Source organism: Priestia koreensis, assembly GCF_001274935.1.
GTDB lineage: Bacteria > Bacillota > Bacilli > Bacillales > Bacillaceae_H > Bacillus_AG > Bacillus_AG koreensis.
The window spans coordinates 14,483-38,233 of sequence record NZ_LILC01000010.1 but is presented as its reverse complement, the minus strand read 5'-3'; the positions used below and the strand labels follow the sequence as shown (position 1 = coordinate 38,233).

Genomic DNA, 23,751 nt, shown 5'->3' with positions numbered 1-23,751 from the left:
CAACCTAAAAAGTATGTTAAAGTTAATGAAGAAAAAGCTGGATCCATCCCAAGGAACGGAATGGATCCAGCTTTTTTGTCTTACGTTCTACTGATCATCTAAAAAATTCGAAGTTTTTCAGTGGCATCGGTCTCGTGACCGTCTCCTTTTATAATGCACATTCCTCAATTTCAAATCCTAAGTCTTCTATTAACTGCCAATCATCTGTAGGCTCTTGCCCTTCTGTTGTTAAATAATCGCCGACAAAAATTGAATTAGCTGCATATAACCCTAGCGGCTGTAATCCCCTTAGATTTACTTCCCGTCCGCCTGAAATTCGAATTTCTTTAGTTGGGTTTACAAACCGCATCATTGCAAGAATTTTCAAGCACTGTAGGGGGGTTAATTCTTTTGTTCCTTCTAATGGGGTCTTCTCGACTGCTACTAAAAAATTACATGGAATGGAGTCAGCATCCAGTCGGTTTAATTCAAATGCAATGTCAACGACTTGGTCAAGCGTCTCACCCATTCCAAATATGGCGCCGGAGCATGGTGAGATACCAGCATCTTTTGCATGATTAACCGTCTCCACCCGATCTTCATATGTATGAGTAGAACAAATACTTTCGTAGTGATCAGCATGTGTATTCAAATTATGGTTGTAGCGATGAACACCTGCCTCTGCCAAACGTGAAGCTTGATTCTCATTTAAAAATCCAAGACAACAGCATATTTTTAAATCCGTTTGTTCTCTGATCTCTTTGACCGCTCCAATAACATGATTGACTTCGCGATCTGTTGGCTTCCTACCTGATGCTACAATACAGTACGTACCTGCTTTTCGCCGTTTTGCTTCGTATGCTCCTTCTACGATTTTCTCCTTCGTCAACCAGGCATATTTATCGATAGGCGCCTCAGATACGATAGACTGTGAGCAATACCCACAATCTTCAGGGCAAAGACCTGATTTCGTATTAATGATCATGTTTAACTTTACTTTATTACTAAAATAATAGTGGCGTATTTGATAAGCGGCATCCATTAGCTGCAGAATATCTTTGTTTGAAGAAGTTAAAATGGACCGTGCATCCTCTTTTGAAATCTTCTTCCCATTTATCACGCCCTCAGCTAATTTATTCCAATTAATCTCCTTCGCTACTTTCTCCATTCTACCTCACCCCATCGAACTAATTTTTTATGTACTTAATAATATGTAAACCTAATATATAAAAAAGTTAACATTAAGCTGAATTTATGTCAATTTTTTCATAAATAATGATTAAACAAACGTTTGTTTGAAGTGTCTTGTCCCTTTATCACTCAAGGGATTAGAGCATATTTAAATGTTCCACTTCCCGTTTGATCAGAACGCAAGAAAAAAGTCAGTCATCCACAAAAACAATTCTTTTTAAAAGAATAATAATAATTTATAATTTATTATTATTCATATGAAATGAGGTACGCACTTTGTCATCAACTGATTACTTTGCAAAAAAACTTAAGCTTTGGCACATTGTTGTGATTGGATTAGGTTATATGGCGCCAATGGCCGTCTTCGATACATTCGGAATTGTGACAGATTCGACGAAGGGACACGTTTCAGGTGCATATACGTTTACTCTCATTGCCATTTTATTTACAGCTCTTAGCTATGGAAAAATGGTACGAGCCTTTCCTAACGCCGGGTCATCCTACACATATGTTCAGCAATCCATCAATCCGAGTATGGGATTTTTAGTTGGCTGGGCTGCCATGTTAGATTATTTGTTTCTTCCTATGATTAATGCGCTGTTAACGAATATCTATTTATCAGCGTTATTCCCGAACGTTCCGAAGACCGTATGGATTCTTACATTTATTATCATTATGACGTTGCTGAATATTTTTAGCGTTCAGGTCGCAGTGTCGTTCGGCGGCATTCTTGTACTTTTTCAAATCATCGTCGCGATTGTTTTTATTTTTTTAAGCTCCACTCAATCATATGGTTCATGGTCATTTGCTCCTTTTGCGAGTGGAAACTTATCTGCTTCTCTTCTATTAAATGGTGCTTCGATTTTGTGCTTTTCATTTTTAGGGTTTGATGCGGTCACTACACTCTCAGAGGAAACCATAGACGCCAAAAAAACAGTTCCAAAGGGCATCCTGCTTGTTGCACTCATTGGGGGCATTTTGTTTATTTCTGTGTCTTATTTCGCGCAATTACTTTTTCCTTCTGCAGATCATTTTAAAGATCTAGAGGGAGCTTCTGCTGAGATTGCTTATTCATTAGGCGGGAAGCTATTTCAATCAATCTTTGTAGCAGCCGCTCTTACGTCAACAATCGCTTCTGGATTAGCTTCTCACATGAGCGCCTCCCGTCTTCTCTTTGCGATGGGAAGAGACGGATATTTGCCACGTAACATTTTTGGATATGTGCATCCGAAGACAAAAACGCCCATTTGGAACATTCTATTTGTCGGCGTTATTTCATGCATTTCCTTGTTTTTAACACTGGAATCAGCTACGTCACTAATTAATTTCGGTGCTTTAGTCGCTTTTAGCGCAGTGAATATTGCTGTATTTGCTCATTATTTTTTACGACAAAAACGTCATACGTTCACATCCATTATTCAACATGCTGTATTTCCATGCTTGGGGCTTTTGTTCATCCTTTTCTTATGGTTTCATTTAGAAAAACATTCCTTGCTGATAGGAGTTATCTGGTCGTTTATCGGCATCATTTATTTGCTTGTAGCTAGACGTTCGAAAAACCTTACCATCCCTACCTTCCATTTTGATTAACGACCTATATTAAATAAACAAAAAAAGGTAGAAGATCCGCGGAACTTCTACCTTTTTTTGTTAAACACTCAACTTCATTTTCCTTTTCTGCTTCTTACATATCTTCCACAAAAATGCGCAAACTATGGCTACAGATCATCAATTTGATGTTGAAATTTTTTTTGATTCATTTTTACATAAACGTGTAATAAACTTTTTTCTAAAAAATTTTCAAGACTTAACTATTCCTTAACCTTACTATTATCAACGCTTTAGCGCGATCACGTAAATAAAAATACATTTTTTTAATAATCATCGTATTGACGAATTTTAAGTATATTGATATATTAATAATTAATTTACGAATAAAATAATTCGCGCTAAATTATTTTACAGGTAACGCTTTTTGATTTTTTGAATTGTCTGAATTATTCTTTTGTATCAAAAGGTTTTAGACAATCATTTTTTTCGGTGTTTATTTACAGAATATTCATTAACATTATTCCTAAATAATTATATTAATGAATAATATTTTGTGAATTCAAATAATTCATTCGTCATAGAGGAGGCAGAAGATATGGAAGCAGCTGTGGAAAAAGCGCCTGTTGGAGAACAACAGCCAAAGAAAAAGCATCCACCTGGTCTTTATTTATTATTCCTAACAGAGATGTGGGAACGTTTTAGTTATTATGGGATGAGAGCCATTCTTGTTCTCTACCTTACAACTGAACTAATTAGCGGAGGACTTGGATTTAAAGAATCTACAGCCCTACAAATTTATGGGTTCTTTACTGGGGCCGTATATATAACACCAATTATTGGTGGATATTTATCAGACCGTTTCTTAGGTCAGCGTCTAGCGATTACAATTGGTGGTATCATAATGGCTGCCGGAAACTTTGTACTATTCGCTTATCAAAGTAAAGAAGTGTTTTACCTTGGTCTTGCATTACTGATTGTCGGTAACGGATTCTTCAAGCCAAACATTTCTACAGTCGTTGGTGAGCTTTACGGACCAAATGATAGCCGTCGTGACGGTGCCTTCACGATCTTCTATATGGGTATTAACTTGGGAGCGGTGTTCGCCCCTCTTGTATGTGGATACTTAGCTGAAACATATTTTAAAACAACGATTAATGGCGTTGTTCACTACGGATTCAGATATGGATTCCTAGCAGCATGTATCGGTATGATTGTAGGTCAAATTCTATTCAATGTACTAGGAAATCGCTTCTTAGGTGACATCGGGAAAACACCTACTGGTAAACCAAAAAAATCAGCTGAGCATGTAGCAAAAGAAAAACAACCATTAACGAAAAAAGAAAAACAGCGTACGGCTGTTATCTTAATTCTTGCTTGTTTCGTTATCTTCTTCTGGGCAGGATTTGAACAAGCTGGTTCTTCGTTAACACTATATACGAAAGACTTTATTGATCGTACAATCTTTGGATGGGAAGTTCCAATTTCTTGGTTCCAATCTTTAAATCCATTCTTCATCATTGTACTAGCACCACTATTCTCACTGCTATGGTTCAAATTAGGGAATTCAAAACGCGGGGACTTAAAAATCCCAACAAAAATGGCGTTTGGTCTTATTTTCCTAGGTGTAGGATTCATGGTATTACTACTTGCGGTTATGCAAACAGGTGGCAGTGCAGGTGAAATGACATCAAAAGCAAGCATGCTGTTTATTGTTATGACTTACTTCTTCCATACAGTTGGGGAATTAATGCTTTCTCCAGTTGGATTATCAATGGTAAGTAAAATTGCGCCAATTAAATTAGCTTCACTATTAATGGGTGTTTGGTTATCAAGCTCTGGTGTAGCAAACGTTGTTGCTGGTCAATTAGCTTCAACAACAGAATCATTAGGATTCTTTGAGGTATTTGGAATCATCGGTATTGCGGTTATCGCAGCCGGATTACTTCTACTTCTTCTATCTAAGAAGTTAACAGCAATGATGGAATAACCAAAAGGACGGATTTCTTCCGTCCTTTTTTCATTGGCCTATCCCCTCTTCAAAACGCTTCTTTTCTACTCGACATATTTCCCTAGAAATATTTTAAACCCGCATATTTTCTTCCATTTACGACATAAGTTTAAGCTTCTTGTCTTATGAGGTACACTATATAAAAAGGAGGAAATAAAATGAAGCTAACCGTTTATTTAGCTGGACAAATTCATGATCACTGGAGAGACGAACTTAAACATCATGCAAAAGAGCACAAGTTGCCGATTGATTTTGTGGGACCAATGGAAAACCATGATCGTTCCGATAATATCGGCGAAGAGATTTTAGGAAAGCAACCAAATGCCATCTTAAAAGATGAAGCAGCTTCGTCTTTTAATAATTTCCGTACGACAATCTTGATGAGTAAAGCGGATGTTGTCATAGCTTTATTTGGCGAAAAGTATAAGCAGTGGAATACCGCTATGGATGCATCAGCTGCTGTAAGCCTCGGTAAGCCACTCATTTTAATTCGACCGAAAGAACTTCATCATGCGCTAAAAGAACTCTCCAACAAGGCAAACATCGTTGTAGAAACCCCCACACAGGCTTTACAAGCTTTGTCCTATGTCTTTGAATAAAAAAATGAGGATAGCCATTTTGGCTATCCTCATCTGTTACAGCTCGATATCTTCGTTACGCAGTCCTTTTTTGTATTGAGAGCGTAGCTTAACAAACTTCGCAATATTCAACACAATCGTTTTAGAAACCGCATAAACCGGAACACCTAAGATCATTCCTAAGATTCCTGCCAAGTTACCTGCTACTAATAAAATAATAATAATCGTAAGCGGGTGTAAATCTAGTCGTTTGCCAATTACAAGCGGTGAAATGAAGTTTCCATCTAACTGTTGCACCACGACAATTACCACAATAACGAGAATGGCTAGAGTTGGAGAGCCGAAAAGCCCAATGACAACTGCTGGAGCTGCTCCAATAAATGGCCCTACATATGGAATGATGTTCGTAATTGCACCAAGTATAGCAAGCACCAAACCGTAAGGAAGTCCAATGATTAAGTACCCTATATACGTACATACACCAACGAAAATACAAACAATAATTTGACCTTGAATGTAAGTTGCAAGCGTCTCTCCTGTATCATCAATAATCGTTAATCCTTGCTTGCGGTAGCTTTGAGGGAGGAAACGAATAAGCGCTTTCGGGAACTTATGACCATCCTTTAACATATAGAAAAGAATGAACGGAACCGTTACAATTGTTAATGTGATATTCGTAATCACACCAAAAATGGTCGCAAGACTTGATGTAATATTTTTCGTAAAATTAGAGAAAAAATCAACTAGTGAGTTTTCGACTTTTTCAATGGAAACGTAGTCTTGTGTCACAAGCCATTTAAATCCTTTTGAATTCGATAAATCATTGACTAACGTACGAATTTGGTCCACATACTGTGGCATATTGTCCGCTAAGTCTGTCACCTGTTTTGATAGCGCTGGTCCTACGAGTGCTCCTAAAAGCGTTACTAATCCTACAAAAATGGCATACAGGATAATAATTGCGAGAGCCTTCGGAATTTTAATTTTTTCAAGCAATCGTACAATGGGAATAAAAAGAAAATACAAAAACCCTGAAATAAGAACAGGAAAAAACAATGTACTGACGAATGTTCCAACTGGTTTAAAGATAAAGGATATTTGTGTACTCACAAATATAATTAGAACAATAAGTAAGATTTCAAACGTCCAAAACTGCAGTTTCGATTTAAACAATACAAATCTCCTCTCCATGCTTTTCTACTTATCAAAATTATAGCAGTAAATTTCATAATTTAAACAAAAAAGAAGCAGGATGCCCTGCTTCTTTTTAAATTCCATTTTTGTTAGTAGAAGGTTTTAATCTAGGATAACCTACAAAAATTGAAATAAGGCCGCAAATCGCAATCAAAATCGGATAAAACGAATATGGCAATACGCTTATCGGCGAAATAGATGCAAATTTGGCGACAGTTAGTAGCTGTGCTCCGTAAGGAATTAATCCTTGCATACTACATGCGAAAATGTCCAAAATACTCGCAGACTTTCGATTATCGATTCCATATTGATCCGAAATCTTTTTCGCTAATGGCCCCACTGTAATAATAGAAATCGTATTATTCGCCGTCGCTAAATCTGTCGCGCTTACAAGCCCTGCAATTCCTAGCTGTGCGCCTTTAGGAGAACGAATTTTTCGTGTTAAGGCATCAAGGAGATACTTAATACCACCGTTATGATTGATTAACTCGACCATTCCCCCAATAAGTAAAGCTAGAATGATTAGCTCTGACATTCCAAAAATTCCAGCCGTCATTTTCTGAAACAGGCTAGAAACCGTATATGATCCATCAACCAACCCGATTCCGCCTGCTAGGACAATACCAGCTGACAAAATGACAAGTACGTTAAGGCCAAATAAGGCGGCTACCAATACACCAATGTAGGGAATAATTTTAATCCAATTATAGTCCTTCACATCGATGGGAGCATTTGAGCCTGAAGCGACAAAAAATAAGATGACACAGGTAATAATAGCTGCTGGAAGTACAATCAGAAAATTCATTTTAAATTTATCGGTCATCTTTGTCTTTTGCGTTCTGACAGCGGCAATTGTCGTATCTGAAATGACAGATAGGTTATCACCAAACATAGCTCCTCCGACAATTGCAGCCATACAAAGTGCAATATTTACATCAATCTGATGACTAATTCCTACTCCAATAGGTGCGAGAGCTGTAATCGTCCCCATCGATGTTCCCATTGCAAGCGAAATGAATACACCAATTACAAACAACCCTACAATTAACAAGTTTTGTGGAATTACTGTAAGAGCAAGGTTAACAGTCGACTCTACTGCTCCCATTCCCTTTGCCGTTTCAGCAAAAGCACCTGCTAAAATATAAATAAAGACCATAATCATAATATCAGGGTGTCCTGCTCCTTTAGCAAAACGCTCCATCTTAACCGTTAATGAATCCTTTCGATTCATTACTAACGCGACAGCCGATGCAATCAAGATCGCAACGACAACCGGAAGCTTATAAAAATCACCTGTAATCACACCTGAACCTATAAATAAAGCAAGAAATATAAATAACGGCAGAAGCGCCCATGGATTACTTTTTGTTTCCGTCATACGTTCCTTCACCTCTCCTTTTAATTTGCACGAAAAAAGCCTCTTCTTATACGTAAGAAGAGGCCTTATGACAATTTATAAGAAATCCTCTTCTTATTTCTCAGGGTAATCCCTGCTGGATTTGGCACAGCACTTCGTTCTAAGTCCGCTGCCGAGACATCGTAGGGCCAGTCCCTCCGTCTCTCTCAATAAGAAGAATTCATTTATGCATTTGTTTGAATACTTGTCCTACTCTATAATGTTTGCTCCAAAATGTCAAATGCTATTTTGAGATAATTATTATTTATCAATTCTTAATTTTCAAATAAATAAAGAAAAGCCCAGGAGCAAATACTCCTGAACTTCAATATTATACTTCGAAAATATTCAACAATTTAACATCTGGATATTTGTCTTGGAAAAGACGGAAAACAAATTCATTTTCAAACAGCAATACGCTATGGTCATCGCGATCTTCGACATGTAATACACGAGAATCAGTCATACCATCTTTTAGTTGCTTTTTATCGACCCATCGTGCAATACTATGCTGCATTCTGCTGAATTCAATATCAACATTGTATTCAGCTTTCATACGATGCTCAAATACTTGGAATTGAAGTTCCCCTACTGCTCCTAGGATCAGATCGTTGAAATAAGGCGTACGATAAAGCTGTACAGCTCCTTCTTGTACGAGCTGCGTAATCCCCTTTTCAAAATGCTTATGCTTCATTGCATTTTTAACGCGTACTTTTGCAAAAAGCTCAGGCGGGAATTTCGGTAATGGTTCAAATTTGAACACTTGACCTTCTCCGATAATTGTATCACCAATTTGATAGTTCCCTGCATCATAAAGCCCGATGATGTCCCCTGGATAAGCTTCATCGACCGTTTCACGGCTAGAAGCTAAGAACTGATGAGATTGCGCCAATTTCATTTTTCGCTCCGTGCGAGCTAGCGTTACGTTCATTCCACGCTCAAATTTTCCAGAACATACGCGAACGAACGCAATACGGTCACGGTGAGCTGGGTTCATGTTCGCTTGAATTTTAAAGATAAATCCTGAGAAGTCTTTATATTCAGGCGTAATTTCCCCAATGCTTGAGTTACGTGGTTGTGGTGGAGACGTTAAGTTTAAAAATGCGTCGAAGAATGATTGAACACCAAAGTTTGCAATCGCGCTCCCGAAGAATACAGGTGTAAGCTCTCCAGCTTTCACTTTTTCAACCGAGAAATCATTACCCGCTTCATCTAGAAGAGAAATCTCGTCTTTAAGCATTTCTACATACTCAGGAGTCACATTTTGAAGGACTTCATCGCTTGCTTCTTTTCCGTCAAAATCTACATGGAACGAATCTTCGTTTCCGCGATAAATCTCAATTTTTTTCGTAAAGCGGTCATACGTACCTTGGAATCGTTTTCCCATTCCAATTGGCCATGTAACAGGGTATGATTCGATTTCTAACACATCTTCAATCTCTTCTAACAATTCTAGAGGATCTTTTCCTTCACGATCCAATTTATTAATGAACGTTAAAATAGGAATTCCACGCATACGACAAACCTTAAATAGCTTAAGCGTTTGCTCCTCGATCCCTTTCGTTCCGTCAATTACCATTACTGCGCTATCTACAGCTGTTAGCGTACGGTACGTATCCTCACTGAAATCTTGGTGACCTGGTGTATCGACAATATTAATATGATGATCACTGTAAGAGAATTGCATAACACTTGAAGTAACGGAAATTCCACGCTGCTTCTCAATTTCCATCCAATCTGATGTTGCATACTTTCCGCTTTTTTTCGCTTTAACTGTACCAGCGGAACGAATCATTCCCCCAAGCAACAACAGTTTCTCGGTAAGCGTTGTTTTCCCGGCATCAGGATGCGAAATGATCGCAAACGTCCGTCGTCCATCAATAAGATCTTTCATTTTTTCAGTACTCATATATATCTCCATTTCTTTTAAGTTGTTCTTTAATGTATGATCAGTATACCCAATTCGGGCACCGCTTTTAAATTATACATCACTTTTTGTTGTGAAAGAAGCGGTCAAGTTCAGAAAGGAAATAAACACCTTATCCTTCCCTCACTTGAATCAGCGATTCTTTGTGTTCGATTGCTTGGTAGTCTTGACTTTTATCATGTTCATATGAGTAATCATCTCTATTTCTTATACGAACAATAGTTTAAAAGTCACCGAAAAGGGAAAGACAAAAAACGACTGTAAACGAGATTATATATGCTCGTTTTGAACTAACACACTCTGTCACGGAGGATTGTAAACGATGGAAAATCAAACAGATCAAGCCCTTGTAATTATTAATCCACAAGCCGGTAACGGTAATTTGGTGAATTCTTTAAAGGATATTTTACCTGATCTATCAATGAAATATAACGACTTAAAAATTCTTCATACCAAAAAAGAAGGTGACGCGAAAGAGTTTTGTCGTCAATACGGAGAGCATGTAAGTACAGTGATTGTTTTTGGCGGTGATGGGACCGTCTTTGAATGCACGAACGGACTGGCTCCCTTGCGTAAGCGACCAACGCTTGCGATCATTCCTGGTGGAACATGCAATGATTTTTCACGGACGTTAGGAATTCCACAGAACATTAAACAGGCGGTTCAGACAATTGTTCAAGGATATACAGCGCACGTAGACGTAGCTCAAGCAAATGAGCATTATTTTCTTAATTTCTTAGGAATGGGATTAGTTGAGGAGGTCTCCAATAATATTGATCCGAATGAAAAATCACTGTTTGGAAAGCTAGGCTATTATTTGAGTACCATTCGAACGCTAAAAGAGGCTGATACGTTTAACGTGAGCGTAACTATTGATGGACAGCAATATAATGAGAAATTAGTTATGTTGCTTATTGGGAACGGAGAGTATATAGGAGGAATGTCTTCCTTCATTCCAAACGTGTCATATAATGATGGAATACTTGATATTCTCATGGTGAAAAATACGGATCTTCAAACGCTGAAAGAATTTTTTTCTTCTCGCATTTTTAACCAAGAGTTTAGTGAAAATATTATTCATGTCCAAGGAACATTGATCGATATTCAGACCCCGCAGCCACACTCCATTGATACAGATGGCGAACACGTCTTAAAAACGCCTTGTAAAATCAAGCTGTTGCCTGGCCATTTTCAAATGATTGCGAACCCGATATCATAAAAAAATCCGTCACGTATCGTGACGGATTTCTTCCTATTTATTAAGATACTTTTTCTTGATAAGAATTTGTCATAATCTCAGTTCCTTTTTTAGGATTATAAACGCCTTCCCATTTTGACATAACAACAGCTGCTAATGCATTACCTGTCAAGTTCACTACTGTACGTCCCATATCAAGAATACGGTCCACTCCAGCAATAAATGCAAGCCCTTCAGGAGGCACGCCAATCGTACCAAGTGTTGCAAGGAGTACAACTAATGAAGCTCCTGGAACAGCCGCCATTCCTTTTGAGGTAAGCATAAGCATTAAGATCAATGTAAGCTGCTGCGCGATACTTAAATCAATGCCATACACTTGCGCAAGGAATAAAGAAGCAATGGCCTGATACAACACGGCACCATCTAGGTTAAAGGAATAACCTACTGGAATAACGAAGGAAACAATCGCTTTTGGACATCCCAGCTTTTCCATCTTCTCCATTACTCGTGGTAATACCGTCTCAGAGCTTGACGTACTAAAAGCAAGCAACAGCTCGTCCTTCATGTAGCGTAAAAACTTAAAGATATTCACTCCACAAATTTTAGCCACAAATCCTAGTACGACAATTAGGAAGAAAATAAGAGCAGCATAAACTAAAATGACAAGCTTCCCTAACGATAGTAATGAATCTACGCCAAATTTTGAAACCGTTACACCAATTAAAGCAAACACTCCGATAGGTGCAAATTTCATCACTAGATTTACAACATAGAACATGGCATGTGACATGGCTTCAAAGAATTGTAGAACTGGTTTTCCCCGTTCGCCAATTGCAGCTACTCCAATACCGAACAGAACTGAGAAGAAAATAATTGCTAAGATATCCCCTTCAGCAAGAGATTGGAATAAGTTTGTTGGTACGATGTGCAAGAACGTTTCTGCCACTGTTTTTTGTTCTTGCGCTTTTTCTGTTTCTTGATATTGACTAATATCTGCTTTTGTACCTGCTTGCAGATCTACCCCGTGTCCAACTTGGAAAATATTCGCTAGTAATACACCTAAAATAATGGCAAATGTTGTGATGATTTCGAAATAAAGAATCGTTTTTCCACCTAATCGTCCAACATTTTTTCCGCTACCTGTTCCTGCTACACCAACGATTAATGTTGATACAACAATCGGAATAACGATCATTTTAATTAAGCGTAGGAACAAATCTCCAAAGGGTTTTAGATATGTTTCCACTCCTGGACTTTTATACCAAATAACCCCGACTACCACACCTAGTACTAAACCAATAAGTATCTGTGTTGCAATTCCTATTCTCAGCTTTTTCATTGATGTCCTCCCCCTACATATGTTGTTGTCAATTTATCCTTATTAAAGCGCTACCTATTTCTCTATGGTGAAGAGAGCACTTTTCTAGGTGAATATTGTCTATCTCTTATTCATATTAACAGAATTTTTCCTCTTTTAAGAATAGAAGAAACTAAAATGGTTCTTACTTCCTAGTGATACTACCCTGCGAGAATATCCTCTTTCGGATAGCGGATTTTAGAGGAATCTCTTCGTGCTAACGAAAATGCTAATGTTAGTGGCCCCAACTTACCTAGGAACATAATAAAAATTAGCACAATCTTGCCAATCCATGTGAGATCAAACGTTAACCCCATAGACAATCCAACAGTCCCAAATGCTGAGACGACTTCGTAAACGATTTTTACGAATGGCGCTTTTTCTGTAATACTGAGTATGAAGACAGCGAGTATTACAAATAGGATGCTAATCATCGCGATTGCCAATGATTTAAAAACGAGTTTGTTGTCAATCGAACGCTTGAACGTCGTGATTTCTTCTTTCCCTTTCAGGTACGTAAAAACGGCTAAAACGATGATTAAAAAGGTTGTTAACTTAATGCCTCCACCCGTTGACGCGCTACCTGCCCCGATGAACATTAAAATAATGGTGAAAAAAGCAGTAGAATCGTTAATTTGGGTAACGTCGATCGTATTAAAACCAGCCGTTCGGGGACTGACTCCTTGAAAATAAGCAGCCCAAAGCTTATCTGACCAGGGAAGTGAACCAAGCGTTTTGGCATTGTTCATTTCCAGCAATAGGATGATAACCATAGCTACGATGTTTAAGACAATAGTACCCACAATCATTAATTTTGAATGCAAGCTCAGCTTGCTGAATGTCCGCTTTCGCCAAACATCCGCCATCACCGTAAAGCCCAATCCACCTAAAATCAACAGCCCACTTATCGTAAGATTTACAATCGGATCCCCAACGTACTTCATCAGATTATCGGGCCAAAGTCCAAATCCGGCATTGTTGAAAGCAGAGACCGCGTGAAAAAGGCTATAATACAACCCTTTTCCCCATCCTAGCTCGGGAACCCAACGAATCGAAAGAAAGATAACCGCAATTCCCTCAATAATAAGTGAAAAAGCAAAAAGCGATCGCACGAGGCGAATAACTCCTCCAATGGTCGTCTGATTCAAGGATTGTTGAATTAGTACGCGCTCCCGAAATCCAATTTTTTTTCCTAAAAACATGAAGAACAAAATAGCGAAAGACATAATTCCAAGTCCGCCAATTTGAATCCAAATCATAATAATGACCTGTCCTACATAGCTGTATGCTGTTCCAGTATCCACTACCACTAATCCCGTCACGGTCATAGCGGATGTAATCGTAAATAGAGAGTCAAGCCAGCTAATAGGCTGATTAGAAGAAATTGGCATCTTGAGTAACATAGTACCCAATATGATAAAAACGACAAACGTCAAAATTAAAAACTGTGGTGGACTAATTTTAACCTGGCGTGACAGCAAGTGCCTCTACCTCTTCTCTTCAAGTTTAATTCTGCGAAAAACGGAAATCCTATATTAGCGTATAAAAAAAGACTGGTCCCTAAAGAAAGAACAGTCTTTTTGCGTACAATAAATACAGTCTTTCTCTCAATGAGCATACGAGGTTAGCTGTCGGATTCGGATTTGAGAGTATCCTACCTTTTCACAAAAAGGATTCACCCCTAGGCACATAGTACCAGGTCGGGTCCCCCGCTCTAATAGATTAAGCTTTATATAATTCAGTTGTTAATATCAAGTTACTATATTTGAAGCAGAATTGTCAATGCACCAAATTTGTACATAAAAAAGTTATTTTATTCATAATATTTCGTAAAATAACCTTTATTTTACGGGTAAAGAAGGGAATATGAAGGGAAAGGAGCTTAGTGATGAAAAAAACACTTCGAGAAGTACTAGATAAAAGGGGATTTTTTCAAGAATACAACAATTGGTATGTACTAGAAGATTCATTTTCTTGGAATTTAGATATATTGCAACGCGAAGTATTTCAGTGCATGGAAACATTTGTTGATGTTCCAATTGTATTTTGTGACACGTGTGACGCCAATAAAATTGCAGCAGATCTTGGGCAAGAGGAAGCAGAAATTTTCCTTTTTTCTTCCGGTATGTACTGGCGTGAAATTAGGGTTATCTTTATCTTTTCGTTCAATGACTATTATGAACTTCTTCAAACCATTTTTCATGAATTGCGCCATGTCATGCAAGAAGAAATCACTGAGTTTTCCACAGCATTTGAAGAAGATAAATATCGCCCATACAGCGAACGCTTGACAGAAATTGATGCGTTTCACTATGCAGATTATTGCCTTCGAAAATTCATTTTTAGTCTTGTAGAAAATTAAAGGAGAGCGAAGGATATCAGCCAAAGCTCTCCCCTTTTTCAATCTTTATTGTGCTTCTACTCGCTTGTAAGTTGGATGCCACATTGCTTCTTTTACGGCTTTTTCAATATCTTCTACAGGATCTTGAGCTATTCCTTCTTCAACCGCCACTTCCGCCACCGCAATAGCCACTGCTAACGAAACGGAACGAATTTCCTTTACGCTCGGAAGCAGAGATGCACCAGGTTTACGACTATCCACCATATCAGCTACTGCTTTTGCTGCTGCAGCAAACATACCATCTGTAATTAATTTTGCTTTTACAACGATTGAACCAAGTCCTAGGCCTGGGAAAATGAATGCGTTATTTGATTGACCAATCTCATATTCAACACCCTTATAAACAACAGGTTCAAACGGACTTCCCGTCGCAATCAGAGCTTTTCCTTCCGTCCACTCAATGATATTTTCCGGCGTTGCTTCTGCAAGCGATGTCGGATTGGACATTGGCATAATAACAGGACGCTCCACGTGTTTTGCCATTTCACGAACGATCGTTTCCGTGAACGCTCCAGGTACACCCGATGTCCCAATAAGAATTGTTGGTTTGACATGCTTTATGACATCAAGCAATGAAATAATACCATTTCCATTTCGCTCCCAGTCCTTTACCTCTGTAGCTGGACGCGCATATGGGGTTTGGAAAGAAAGCAAATCGTCCATATCATCTGTTAAAAGACCTCTTTGGTCAATTGCCCAAAAACGTTGATATGCCTCTTCTTCTGAAAGACCGTTTAGGACCATGTCTTTTCTCATTTGATCAGCGTTTCCAATACCCGCTGTTCCAGGACCAAAAATGACAATTCGATGATCTTTAAGCTCTGTATTCGTCACCTGAACAGCTGATAAAATAGCCGCTAGTGTGATAGCCCCTGTCCCTTGGATGTCATCGTTAAACGTTAAAATTTTGTCCCCATATTTGTCGATAATGTTTCGGGCATTGACGTTTCCAAAATCCTCCCAGTGCAATAGGGCATTCGGAAATAATTCGACCGCCTTTTCCACATAAGCATCGACGAACTGGTCATACTTTTCTCCTCGTATACGTTCATGTCTATTTCCGATGTACAGAGGATCTTCTAATAATTTTTCATTGTTTGTCCCAACATCCAAAACAACAGGAAGAACGCGGCTAGGATCAATTCCTGCTGCCGCTGTATAAACAGCCAGTTTTCCAATTGCAATGTTAATACCGCCAACTCCCCAGTCGCCAATCCCCAAAATACTTTCTGAGTCTGTGGCAACGAGTAGATCAATATCGTCCGGGTCTACGCCAATGTTGTTAAACGCTTTTTCAATACCATCGACATCGTTAATGGATAAATAAACGCCTCCAGGACGATGATACTCATAACTATATTCTTGAATCGCTTGCCCAACTGTAGGTGTATAAACAATGGGTAACATTTCACTTAAATGCTCGGTTAGCAGGCGATAAAAAAGCACCATATTACGGTTATGTAAGTCGTTTAGCCAAACATTTTTACGCAGGTTATTCGGCTGTGAATGAAACTGACGATAAGCGCGTTTTACCTGTTCTTCTAAGGTTAGTACTGTTGGAGGTAAAATTCCGTCTAGACCTAATTCCTCCCTCTCCTCTTCTGTAAAAGCTACCCCTTTATTAAGCATAGGAGTAGAAAGAACGTCCTTTCCTCTTAGAGAAGTCTTCATTGATCCGTCATTTGAAAGGTAAAATGTACTCATAGCCACTGCTCCTTCGTTTTATAAAAACTATCTTTTATCATTAATCAACTCGGCGATAGCAAGTTGATGATTCATTTATACTGTTTGCTCAAATATGATTCGTTAATCCAAACAAATTTTTCAAATGGGGTTACGTTATCCCCATCGTCTATCATAATCCTTTTTAAAAAATGTTCAACAATTTTATAGAACATATTTATTATTTTTGTAAGGTCGCAAAAAAAGAGTTACTTTTTAAAAATAATCTGCTACTATATCTGAAGAATTCATGTAGTAAAATTTTGATACGTCACAGATATTGCTCCATGAGTTTTGTTTTCTGGAAAAAAGTGAATAAATTAGGCATATTTATCTATCGTTTTTTTATGTAGTGGTTTTTATCTTTGCATTATAATGTGGATGGTGAACTTGATATGTATATGTCACTTAAAAGACTATTAATTGGAAAGCCGTTAAAAACAAGGGAGCTAGGTGAACAACGCCTGAACAAATCAAAGGCTTTGGCGATCCTTTCTTCAGATGCTCTGTCGTCAGTAGCATATGGCCCTGAGCAAGTACTCATCGTACTCGCTACCATCGGCTTTACCGCTTTTTGGTATTCCTTACCGATTGCTTTAGGAATTTTAATTTTGTTAATTGCGCTCATTTTTTCTTATCGTCAAATTATTTATGCCTATCCACACGGCGGCGGAGCCTACGTCGTTTCCAAAACAAACTTAGGAGAGAAATTTGGTTTAATTGCTGGAGGATCACTGCTTGTCGATTATATTTTAACCGTGTCAGTTAGTGTATCCGCAGGAACAGATGCCATTACGTCTGCTTTTCCTGCCCTGCATCAGCACAATGTAGCAATTGCCTGTGTATTAGTTATTTTTATTACCGTATTGAATTTACGTGGCGTTACTGAATCAGCCACGATTTTATCTTATCCGGTTTATCTATTCGTTCTTGGCTTGTTCATTATGATTGGAGTAGGGCTTTTTAATATCGCAACAGGTCATGCGCCTGCTCATGCTCATCCACCTGTAGGTACGTACGTATCCGGAGTTAGCTTATTTCTATTACTTAAAGCTTTTACATCTGGATGTTCAGCTCTAACAGGGGTTGAAGCTGTATCAAATGCCATTCCAAACTTTCAAGAGCCTGCGGCAAAAAATGCAGCTCGGACGCTCATGATGATGGGGCTGCTATTAGCCATCTTATTCTCAGGTATTACATTTTTAGCGTATTGGTATGGAATTTCACCACGCGGAGAAGAAACGGTTGTTTCTCAAATTGCGTCTGATACGTTTGGGCGAGGTACGCTCTATTACTTTATTCAAGTTACAACAGCGATGATTTTAGTTTTAGCAGCAAACACAGGGTTCTCAGCGTTCCCTCTTCTTGCCGTTAACTTAGCAACAGATAAATATTTACCGCGTATGTTTTCGATTCGCGGTGATCGTCTAGGGTATTCAAATGGGATTATCATCCTAAGCGTTTTATCGATCATTTTGATTGTGGCCTTTCAAGGAAAGACGGAAAACCTTATTCCTCTTTATGCAGTTGGGGTATTTATTCCATTTACACTATCTCAAACAGGTATGATTCTGAAATGGATTCGAGAAAAGCCAAAGGGTTGGAAACATCGCTTCCTGATTAACCTTTTAGGAGCGCTTATCACGCTTCTAGTTGTGTTTATTCTCTTCACAACGAAATTTACGCAAGTATGGCCTGTCCTGATCTTTATGCCATTAATTGTGCTTATGTTTTTACGAATTAAGAGCCATTATGATGCTGTAGGAGATCAACTTCGCATTTATGAGAGTGAAGCATCACAGCCAATCAAAGGAAACATTGTTGTGGTGCCAGTGGCTGGTATTACAAAAGTGGTTGAAAATTCTCTTGCATATGCAGAGTCTATTGGTGACGAAGTCATTGCCATCTACGTTGCATTTGACCGAGAAAGCGAGCGTAAAATGGAGGAGAAATGGAAAAAATGGAAGCCTGAGCTCCGTCTTTTCACATTCGTGTCTCAGTACCGAAGCCTTATACGCCCAATGGGTCGAGTGATTGATTTAATTGAGGAAAAAGCTGATAAACATAATTATCAGGTAACCGTGCTTATTCCGCAGTTTATTACGAAGAAGAGCTGGCACTACATTTTACACAATCAGTCAGGTGTTCTTTTGCGAACGTATTTACTGTATAGAAAAAATGTGATTGTTACGACAGTTCCGTACTTGTTTAAAAAATAAATTACATGAAAAAAGGTCGCCCGCAGCGGCCTTTTTTTCTGCGTTTCGTTCGTGCTCATGCACTTTTTTTCCTAACACCTGTGCTATAATATTTTTGAATTCTTATTTCGTATTGAGAGGATGAATGTAATGTTTGGAAAAGTAGCTGCAGACGTTTTAGGCTTAAGTGATGTAGGCTCTGTCATTACCCCTGATAACTACGATAAGGTTGATTCTGATGATTATATTTTGCACGAGGATAACGAGAAAATTTTCTTTTTAATTAAATCAAAGTCCGATGAATATTGTTTTACAAATAAAGCACTCATTCATTTAGATGGTACTAGCGCAACAAGCAAGAAACGTATGCTGCGCCGATATAACTACCACACAAACAAAATTTCTCACGTTCTTTTGGAAACAGCGGGAACGATTGACTTAGACGTAGAAATTAAATTTATCATTGGATCTGAAAAATTCTCGATCGATGTTCACAAAAAACATTTAGAGGAATTAAAGGACCTTTACAAGGCATTAATTAAAATTGAAGAGCTTACGCATGAAAATGAAATTGCCCTCGGCCACGCGCAGCAAAGTCTTGAGCTTGCGTCTACAACGCTAAGCCGTGTTCAAAGCACAGAAACGGATTTAGTAGAGCAGTTTAAATCCATTAACAGAGAAGCGTTTAATTGGTTAACACAAACGAAAGCAAAATATTCGGTAAAAGATTTCGGCTTCGTGTTTGAGCGTTATATTAATAACTAAAAATGACTGGATTTTATGAAAAGGATTAGTCTAAACAGACTAATCCTTTTCATACACATAGTACAGAAAGAGGTGATCTAGATGGAGAAAGATGAACAAAAAGTAGAGTCTGCGTTCAGCCTTGATGAAGAAACACTTTTTATGGTTTCCCAAACATTCAAAGCCTTATCGGACCCTACCCGTTTGCGCATTCTTCACCTTTTATTTGAAGGTGAACACTCAGTGAATGAAATTTCAGAAAAGCTTTCTTTGCTGCAATCAACGGTTTCTCATCAACTGCGCTTCTTAAAGAATTTGCGATTAGTAAAGTTTCGTCGTGAAGGAACGACCCTCTATTATTCACATGATGATCAGCACGTTATTAACTTATTAAAGCAGTCTATTGAGCACGCTCTTCACCACTAAAAAGAGACGATTATTGTCCAAACGCAATAATCGCCTCTTTTTTAGTTACAACGATCTTCCTTGTTGCAGAATGAATCCGAGCAATCTACCTGGATGGTCGTATGATGAAGTCCGTACTCATCATGAAGGACGTTATTCACCATCTTTAGAATGCTTGCCTGTTCCGTTTGATCCCTTACTACTACGTGACAGCTCAAAGCTGGAAAATCAGAAGTAATCGACCAAACATGAAGGTCATGCACATCTGAAACAGCGGGAAGTGCTAATAGCGTTTTTTTGATATCATCTACATCTAGTCCTGGCGGTGCCCCCTCCATTAAAATATGAACGGATTCTTTCGTTACTCGAAAGCCGCTTACGAGTATTAAAATAGCCACAATTACGCTAGCAAGTGGGTCAGCAATTCCCCAGTTAAAGAACATGATTAGAAGTGCCGCCACAATAGCTCCGATCGATCCTAGCATATCTCCGATTACGTGTAAAAAAGCACTTTTAACATTGAGATTTTCGTCTTTATCCCCTCTCATCAAAATATACGCAGTAGCAATATTAATGAGGAGTCCAATGATTGAAATAGTTAACATACCTGAACTTATAACATCAGGCGGATTTGTAAAGCGGTGATAAGATTCAATAAAAATAAAAATGGCAATGACGATTAAGGCAATTCCGTTTAAAAATGCTGCTAAAATTTCAAAGCGTTTATATCCGTACGTCTTGCTGTTTGTCGCTTTTTTTTCACCAAATTTGATGGCCATATAGCTTAGCCCGAGTGCTACCGCGTCACTAAGCATGTGCCCGGCATCTGATAACAGCGCTAAACTATTCGTCCAAATCCCTCCGATTACTTCAATAATCATGTAGGCAGCAATGAGGATAAATGAAAATCCTAGCGCTTTTTTATTGTTAGATCCGTGGTGATGGCCATGACTATGACCGTGTCCGTGCGAATGTGCCATATTCTTTCTCCTCCTTATATGAATATATGCTCATATATTCATTATGGTAAAAAAGCCGAGAAATTTCAAGAGGTTTTATCCCCTTTATTTTCTCAACTTTTTTCACATCTATTCTCGTGAACATCCCTCTATTGCTTTACCCGTTTTGATCAAAGTTTAATAAAAAACGGTTTGCACCCAATAATACAGCAAAAACAATGTCACAATTAATGTAGGAGGAATAACAACAAACGAAACGTTTAAATAATCTCGCCATTTTACTTTCACTTTGTTTTCACGTAAAATATGCATCCACATAAGCGATGCTAGTGTTCCGATTGGTAAAAGGAGTGATCCAATATCACTGCCGATAATATTAGCAAGGTAAATCGTTTTTAAAGTGATTGGATCTAAATTCATGTCTGTAAGGGTTATTGTTCCGATCATTAAAGCCGGATGATTATTAAATAGGTTGGATAAAATGGAAACTAGTCCCCCCATAATGAAGCTTGCGAAAAATAGTCCTTCATTCACAATCGGCTCACAAATCTTGACTAAAAACTCCGATAGCCCCGCATTATTTAATCCGTAAATAATAATGTACATGGAAAAAGCAAACACGAAAATCTGCCACGGCGTCTTTTTTAGAATATCGACTGGATTCGTTCGAAAATAGTACCAACGCCATCCTAACAACACTAATGATCCAACGATTGCGACAATTTGAATAGGAATATCGAAATAAGAGGCGACAAAAAGTAAACAGCGCATTAAAAAGACAAACAACAAGATTTTTAACATAAATTTTGTTCGTTGGCTCTTTGTTTCCACTGAGATTTCACCTTTTAATGGGTGAAAATGCTTCACGAAAAACACTTCTTCCATATTCGTTGATAACATTGGAAGCTTTTTAGGCAGCTTCTTTTTTAGAATGAGAAACATTAGTAGCGACATAAAAGCTAGTCCTAATGATGCAGGTACAAACATCATCGCCGTATGCATATACAGGGACATATGCACAATTTTAAGGGCAATTAAATTCACTACGTTGCTAACGCCAATAGGTGCACTAGAAGCTGTAGCAATTAACGCTCCGCTTAACAGATAGGGGATTTGTTGGTGTGGCTTAAGACGAAGATTTTTAAGAATTAAGATTAAAATAGGCGTCGTAATTAAGATACTGCCATCGTTATTAAAAAGTAGCGTCATTGAAAAGCAGAACAGCTGGATATACCAATACAATCGATATCCAGATCCTTTTGATAACTGAACAAGTCTTGCAGCGGACCAGTGAAAGAATCCGAATGATTCTAAAATCACCGCCATGACAATCGTAGCAATAATCGTAATGGTCGCACCGCCAATTTTGTCAATAATATCTGCAATATCACTCCCTGAAACCATTCCCAAAAGAATGATTACGGCTGCTCCACCAGTCGCCGGCCAAGCTTCATTTAAATTTCCCGGCCTCCAAAAAATAATGAGAGTTGTAATCAAAAAAACACTAATTGCGAGAATCATTTCCGTACTCATGATACAACCTTCCTTCTTCTATCATTTTATAGCCTTTTCTAGTATCCTTCATGGTTATTTACATGAAATAATATGGGTTTTCTCTGCTAATTGTTTTAATAGATTCTCTTATGTTATCTATATTCTTTAGTAGTCAAAAAGGTATAGAACAACTGCCCGAATCTAAAAATATATGCCCCTGTCATCACGTGATAGTTGTCATGAACAGACGAAATGCACTCTCTTGTTCCTCGTGAAACAATTCAGTCTATTTGAACGATCATTTCTGAACAAGACAAGAGCCTCTCCGTTCTTTATATTGCTTTAACTGAAACACAATAGAAGGTAAACACATTTAATCTCAAAATCAATGTTTTCTATAACGTTGTAACCACTCCATTCAAGAGTAGAGATTAAAAAGAGATTTTAAGCGCTACATTCTCTTCACGTGACGTTCACCCTATTTAGAAGTCCCTGGTGTAAACTGTGACTTTCTAAAAATCGGTTGTAAGCTATCTGCGTATCATCACTTGATTCAGAAGTAATTGAATCGGAGGAAGCTATCCACCCATAACTATTAGCGAAAATTTACTGACAACAGGACTAATCAATTAATTTTCAAAATAGGATTGACAGAAATCGCTTTCCCTTTTACAATCAAGCTGTATGATATTGATAATCGTTATCACTTAAAGGGGTGTATCAGTATGACATCTAGCTTATTGTTGGCGTTTCGAGAAGGCTTAGAAGCCTTTCTAGTAATCGGCATTATTTTGACACAATTAGCGAAAGTGAATAAAAAATCACTTTCCCGCTTCGTATACATAGGAGCAGCACTTGGATTAATCGTAAGTATTGTAGTTGGTACCGTTTCATTTAATGAAGCGAAGGAATTAGAAGAAGGATCGGAAGAATTATTTGAAGGTATTATGATGCTCGTTGCAGCTGGCTTAATTGCTTACTTTATTTTATGGTTACATCGTAATAGTGACGTATCTGCATCCATTAAATCATCTGTTAACAATACGGCTAGCGGTGTAGGACTATTGATTTTATCCTTTCTTTCTGTCTTCCGTGAAGGAATGGAATTGGTTATTTTCAACCTTACGCAAATTTCTAATCATGCTCCATCCATTGCAACTGGAAGTATAATTGGCATCGTGTTAGCACTCGGTGTTGCTTATTTATTCGTTAAAGCAACGGTAAAATTGCGCTTAAACTGGATCTTTAAAGGCCTTGGTATCCTGCTTATTTTACTTGGAGGAGAACTGTTTGCAGAAGGCTTAGTAAAGCTATTTGAAGGTGGCGGTGAAGCACTTGAAATGATCGCTCTAGCAGTTTTCATCATTCCTTCGCTTTACATTTTACTAAAGAACGATATTCAAAAGCTTCGCAAATCAAAAAACGTCGCTTTATAATACACAAAGAGCA

Annotated in this window: 18 protein-coding genes and 2 riboswitches; of the genes, 9 read left to right on the top strand and 9 right to left on the bottom strand. The window is 38.1% G+C overall.

The window, feature by feature from the left end; translation table 11 throughout:
• Positions 1 to 148 precede the first annotated feature (148 nt).
• Positions 149 to 1,147, bottom strand: coding sequence for a biotin synthase BioB (bioB, locus tag AMD01_RS06915; protein ID WP_053400672.1), 999 nt, complete (start codon positions 1,145 to 1,147; stop codon positions 149 to 151).
• A 299-nt stretch (positions 1,148 to 1,446) separates the two neighbouring features.
• Between bioB and AMD01_RS06910 the strand changes: the two genes are divergently transcribed.
• From AMD01_RS06910 to AMD01_RS06900, 3 genes are all read left to right on the top strand, one after another.
• Positions 1,447 to 2,760, top strand: a complete 1,314-nt coding sequence (locus tag AMD01_RS06910; RefSeq protein ID WP_053400671.1) for an APC family permease — start codon at positions 1,447 to 1,449, stop codon at positions 2,758 to 2,760.
• A 556-nt stretch (positions 2,761 to 3,316) separates the two neighbouring features.
• Positions 3,317 to 4,708, top strand: a complete 1,392-nt coding sequence (locus AMD01_RS06905; RefSeq protein WP_053400670.1) for a peptide MFS transporter — start codon at positions 3,317 to 3,319, stop codon at positions 4,706 to 4,708.
• A gap of 179 nt (positions 4,709 to 4,887) precedes the next feature.
• Positions 4,888 to 5,328 carry a YtoQ family protein gene (locus AMD01_RS06900; protein WP_053400669.1) on the top strand — a complete coding sequence of 147 codons (441 nt, stop codon included), beginning with the start codon at positions 4,888 to 4,890 and terminating at the stop codon, positions 5,326 to 5,328.
• A gap of 36 nt (positions 5,329 to 5,364) precedes the next feature.
• Here AMD01_RS06900 and AMD01_RS06895 read toward each other — a convergent pair whose 3' ends face one another.
• The 3 genes from AMD01_RS06895 to AMD01_RS06885 form a co-directional block, all read right to left on the bottom strand.
• A complete protein-coding gene (locus AMD01_RS06895) occupies positions 5,365 to 6,480 on the bottom strand; it encodes an AI-2E family transporter (protein ID WP_053400668.1) in 1,116 nt (371 codons plus the stop codon).
• 94 nt (positions 6,481 to 6,574) lie between these two features.
• Complete coding sequence (locus tag AMD01_RS06890; protein WP_053400667.1) at positions 6,575 to 7,879, bottom strand: Na+/H+ antiporter NhaC family protein; 1,305 nt, start codon at positions 7,877 to 7,879, stop codon at positions 6,575 to 6,577.
• Between the two features lie 90 nt (positions 7,880 to 7,969).
• A riboswitch (SAM riboswitch) is annotated at positions 7,970 to 8,074 on the bottom strand.
• Between the two features lie 154 nt (positions 8,075 to 8,228).
• A complete protein-coding gene (locus AMD01_RS06885; RefSeq protein ID WP_053400666.1) occupies positions 8,229 to 9,806 on the bottom strand; it encodes a peptide chain release factor 3 in 1,578 nt (525 codons plus the stop codon).
• 340 nt (positions 9,807 to 10,146) lie between these two features.
• On the opposite strand from AMD01_RS06885, the gene AMD01_RS06880 reads away from it, so the two are divergent.
• Positions 10,147 to 11,043, top strand: a complete 897-nt coding sequence (locus tag AMD01_RS06880) for a diacylglycerol/lipid kinase family protein (protein WP_053400665.1) — start codon at positions 10,147 to 10,149, stop codon at positions 11,041 to 11,043.
• Positions 11,044 to 11,083: 40 nt separating this feature from the next.
• Here AMD01_RS06880 and AMD01_RS06875 read toward each other — a convergent pair whose 3' ends face one another.
• Positions 11,084 to 12,361: a glutamate/proton symporter GltT gene (locus tag AMD01_RS06875; protein WP_053400664.1), complete on the bottom strand. Its 1,278-nt coding sequence runs from the start codon at positions 12,359 to 12,361 to the stop codon at positions 11,084 to 11,086.
• 179 nt (positions 12,362 to 12,540) lie between these two features.
• Positions 12,541 to 13,860 (bottom strand): TrkH family potassium uptake protein, encoded by a 1,320-nt coding sequence (locus tag AMD01_RS06870; protein WP_157052651.1) that lies wholly within the window; start codon positions 13,858 to 13,860, stop codon positions 12,541 to 12,543.
• A 118-nt stretch (positions 13,861 to 13,978) separates the two neighbouring features.
• Positions 13,979 to 14,118: riboswitch (cyclic di-AMP (ydaO/yuaA leader) on the bottom strand.
• 149 nt (positions 14,119 to 14,267) lie between these two features.
• Between AMD01_RS06870 and AMD01_RS06865 the strand changes: the two genes are divergently transcribed.
• The gene (locus tag AMD01_RS06865) at positions 14,268 to 14,741 is read left to right on the top strand and encodes a DUF3920 family protein (RefSeq protein WP_053400663.1); all 474 of its coding nucleotides are present in this window, start codon (positions 14,268 to 14,270) and stop codon (positions 14,739 to 14,741) included.
• 45 nt (positions 14,742 to 14,786) lie between these two features.
• On the opposite strand, the gene AMD01_RS06860 is transcribed toward AMD01_RS06865, so the two are convergent.
• Positions 14,787 to 16,484, bottom strand: a complete 1,698-nt coding sequence (locus tag AMD01_RS06860; protein WP_053400662.1) for an NAD-dependent malic enzyme — start codon at positions 16,482 to 16,484, stop codon at positions 14,787 to 14,789.
• A 413-nt stretch (positions 16,485 to 16,897) separates the two neighbouring features.
• Between AMD01_RS06860 and AMD01_RS06855 the strand changes: the two genes are divergently transcribed.
• The 3 genes from AMD01_RS06855 (at position 16,898) to AMD01_RS06845 (ending at position 19,870) form a co-directional block, all read left to right on the top strand.
• Positions 16,898 to 18,721 carry an APC family permease gene (locus AMD01_RS06855; RefSeq protein ID WP_053400661.1) on the top strand — a complete coding sequence of 608 codons (1,824 nt, stop codon included), beginning with the start codon at positions 16,898 to 16,900 and terminating at the stop codon, positions 18,719 to 18,721.
• Between the two features lie 129 nt (positions 18,722 to 18,850).
• Positions 18,851 to 19,465, top strand: a complete 615-nt coding sequence (locus AMD01_RS06850; RefSeq protein WP_053400660.1) for a PH domain-containing protein — start codon at positions 18,851 to 18,853, stop codon at positions 19,463 to 19,465.
• An 81-nt stretch (positions 19,466 to 19,546) separates the two neighbouring features.
• The gene (locus tag AMD01_RS06845; RefSeq protein WP_053400659.1) at positions 19,547 to 19,870 is read left to right on the top strand and encodes an ArsR/SmtB family transcription factor; all 324 of its coding nucleotides are present in this window, start codon (positions 19,547 to 19,549) and stop codon (positions 19,868 to 19,870) included.
• A 41-nt stretch (positions 19,871 to 19,911) separates the two neighbouring features.
• Here AMD01_RS06845 and AMD01_RS06840 read toward each other — a convergent pair whose 3' ends face one another.
• Together AMD01_RS06840 and AMD01_RS06835 are read right to left on the bottom strand one after the other, a co-directional pair.
• Complete coding sequence (locus tag AMD01_RS06840; RefSeq protein ID WP_053400658.1) at positions 19,912 to 20,829, bottom strand: cation diffusion facilitator family transporter; 918 nt, start codon at positions 20,827 to 20,829, stop codon at positions 19,912 to 19,914.
• A 156-nt stretch (positions 20,830 to 20,985) separates the two neighbouring features.
• On the bottom strand, positions 20,986 to 22,341 hold the full coding sequence (locus AMD01_RS06835) for an arsenic transporter (protein WP_053400657.1): 1,356 nt from the start codon (positions 22,339 to 22,341) through the stop codon (positions 20,986 to 20,988).
• 686 nt (positions 22,342 to 23,027) lie between these two features.
• On the opposite strand from AMD01_RS06835, the gene AMD01_RS06830 reads away from it, so the two are divergent.
• On the top strand, positions 23,028 to 23,738 hold the full coding sequence (locus AMD01_RS06830) for an FTR1 family iron permease (protein ID WP_053400656.1): 711 nt from the start codon (positions 23,028 to 23,030) through the stop codon (positions 23,736 to 23,738).
• The last annotated feature ends 13 nt before the right edge of the window (positions 23,739 to 23,751 follow it).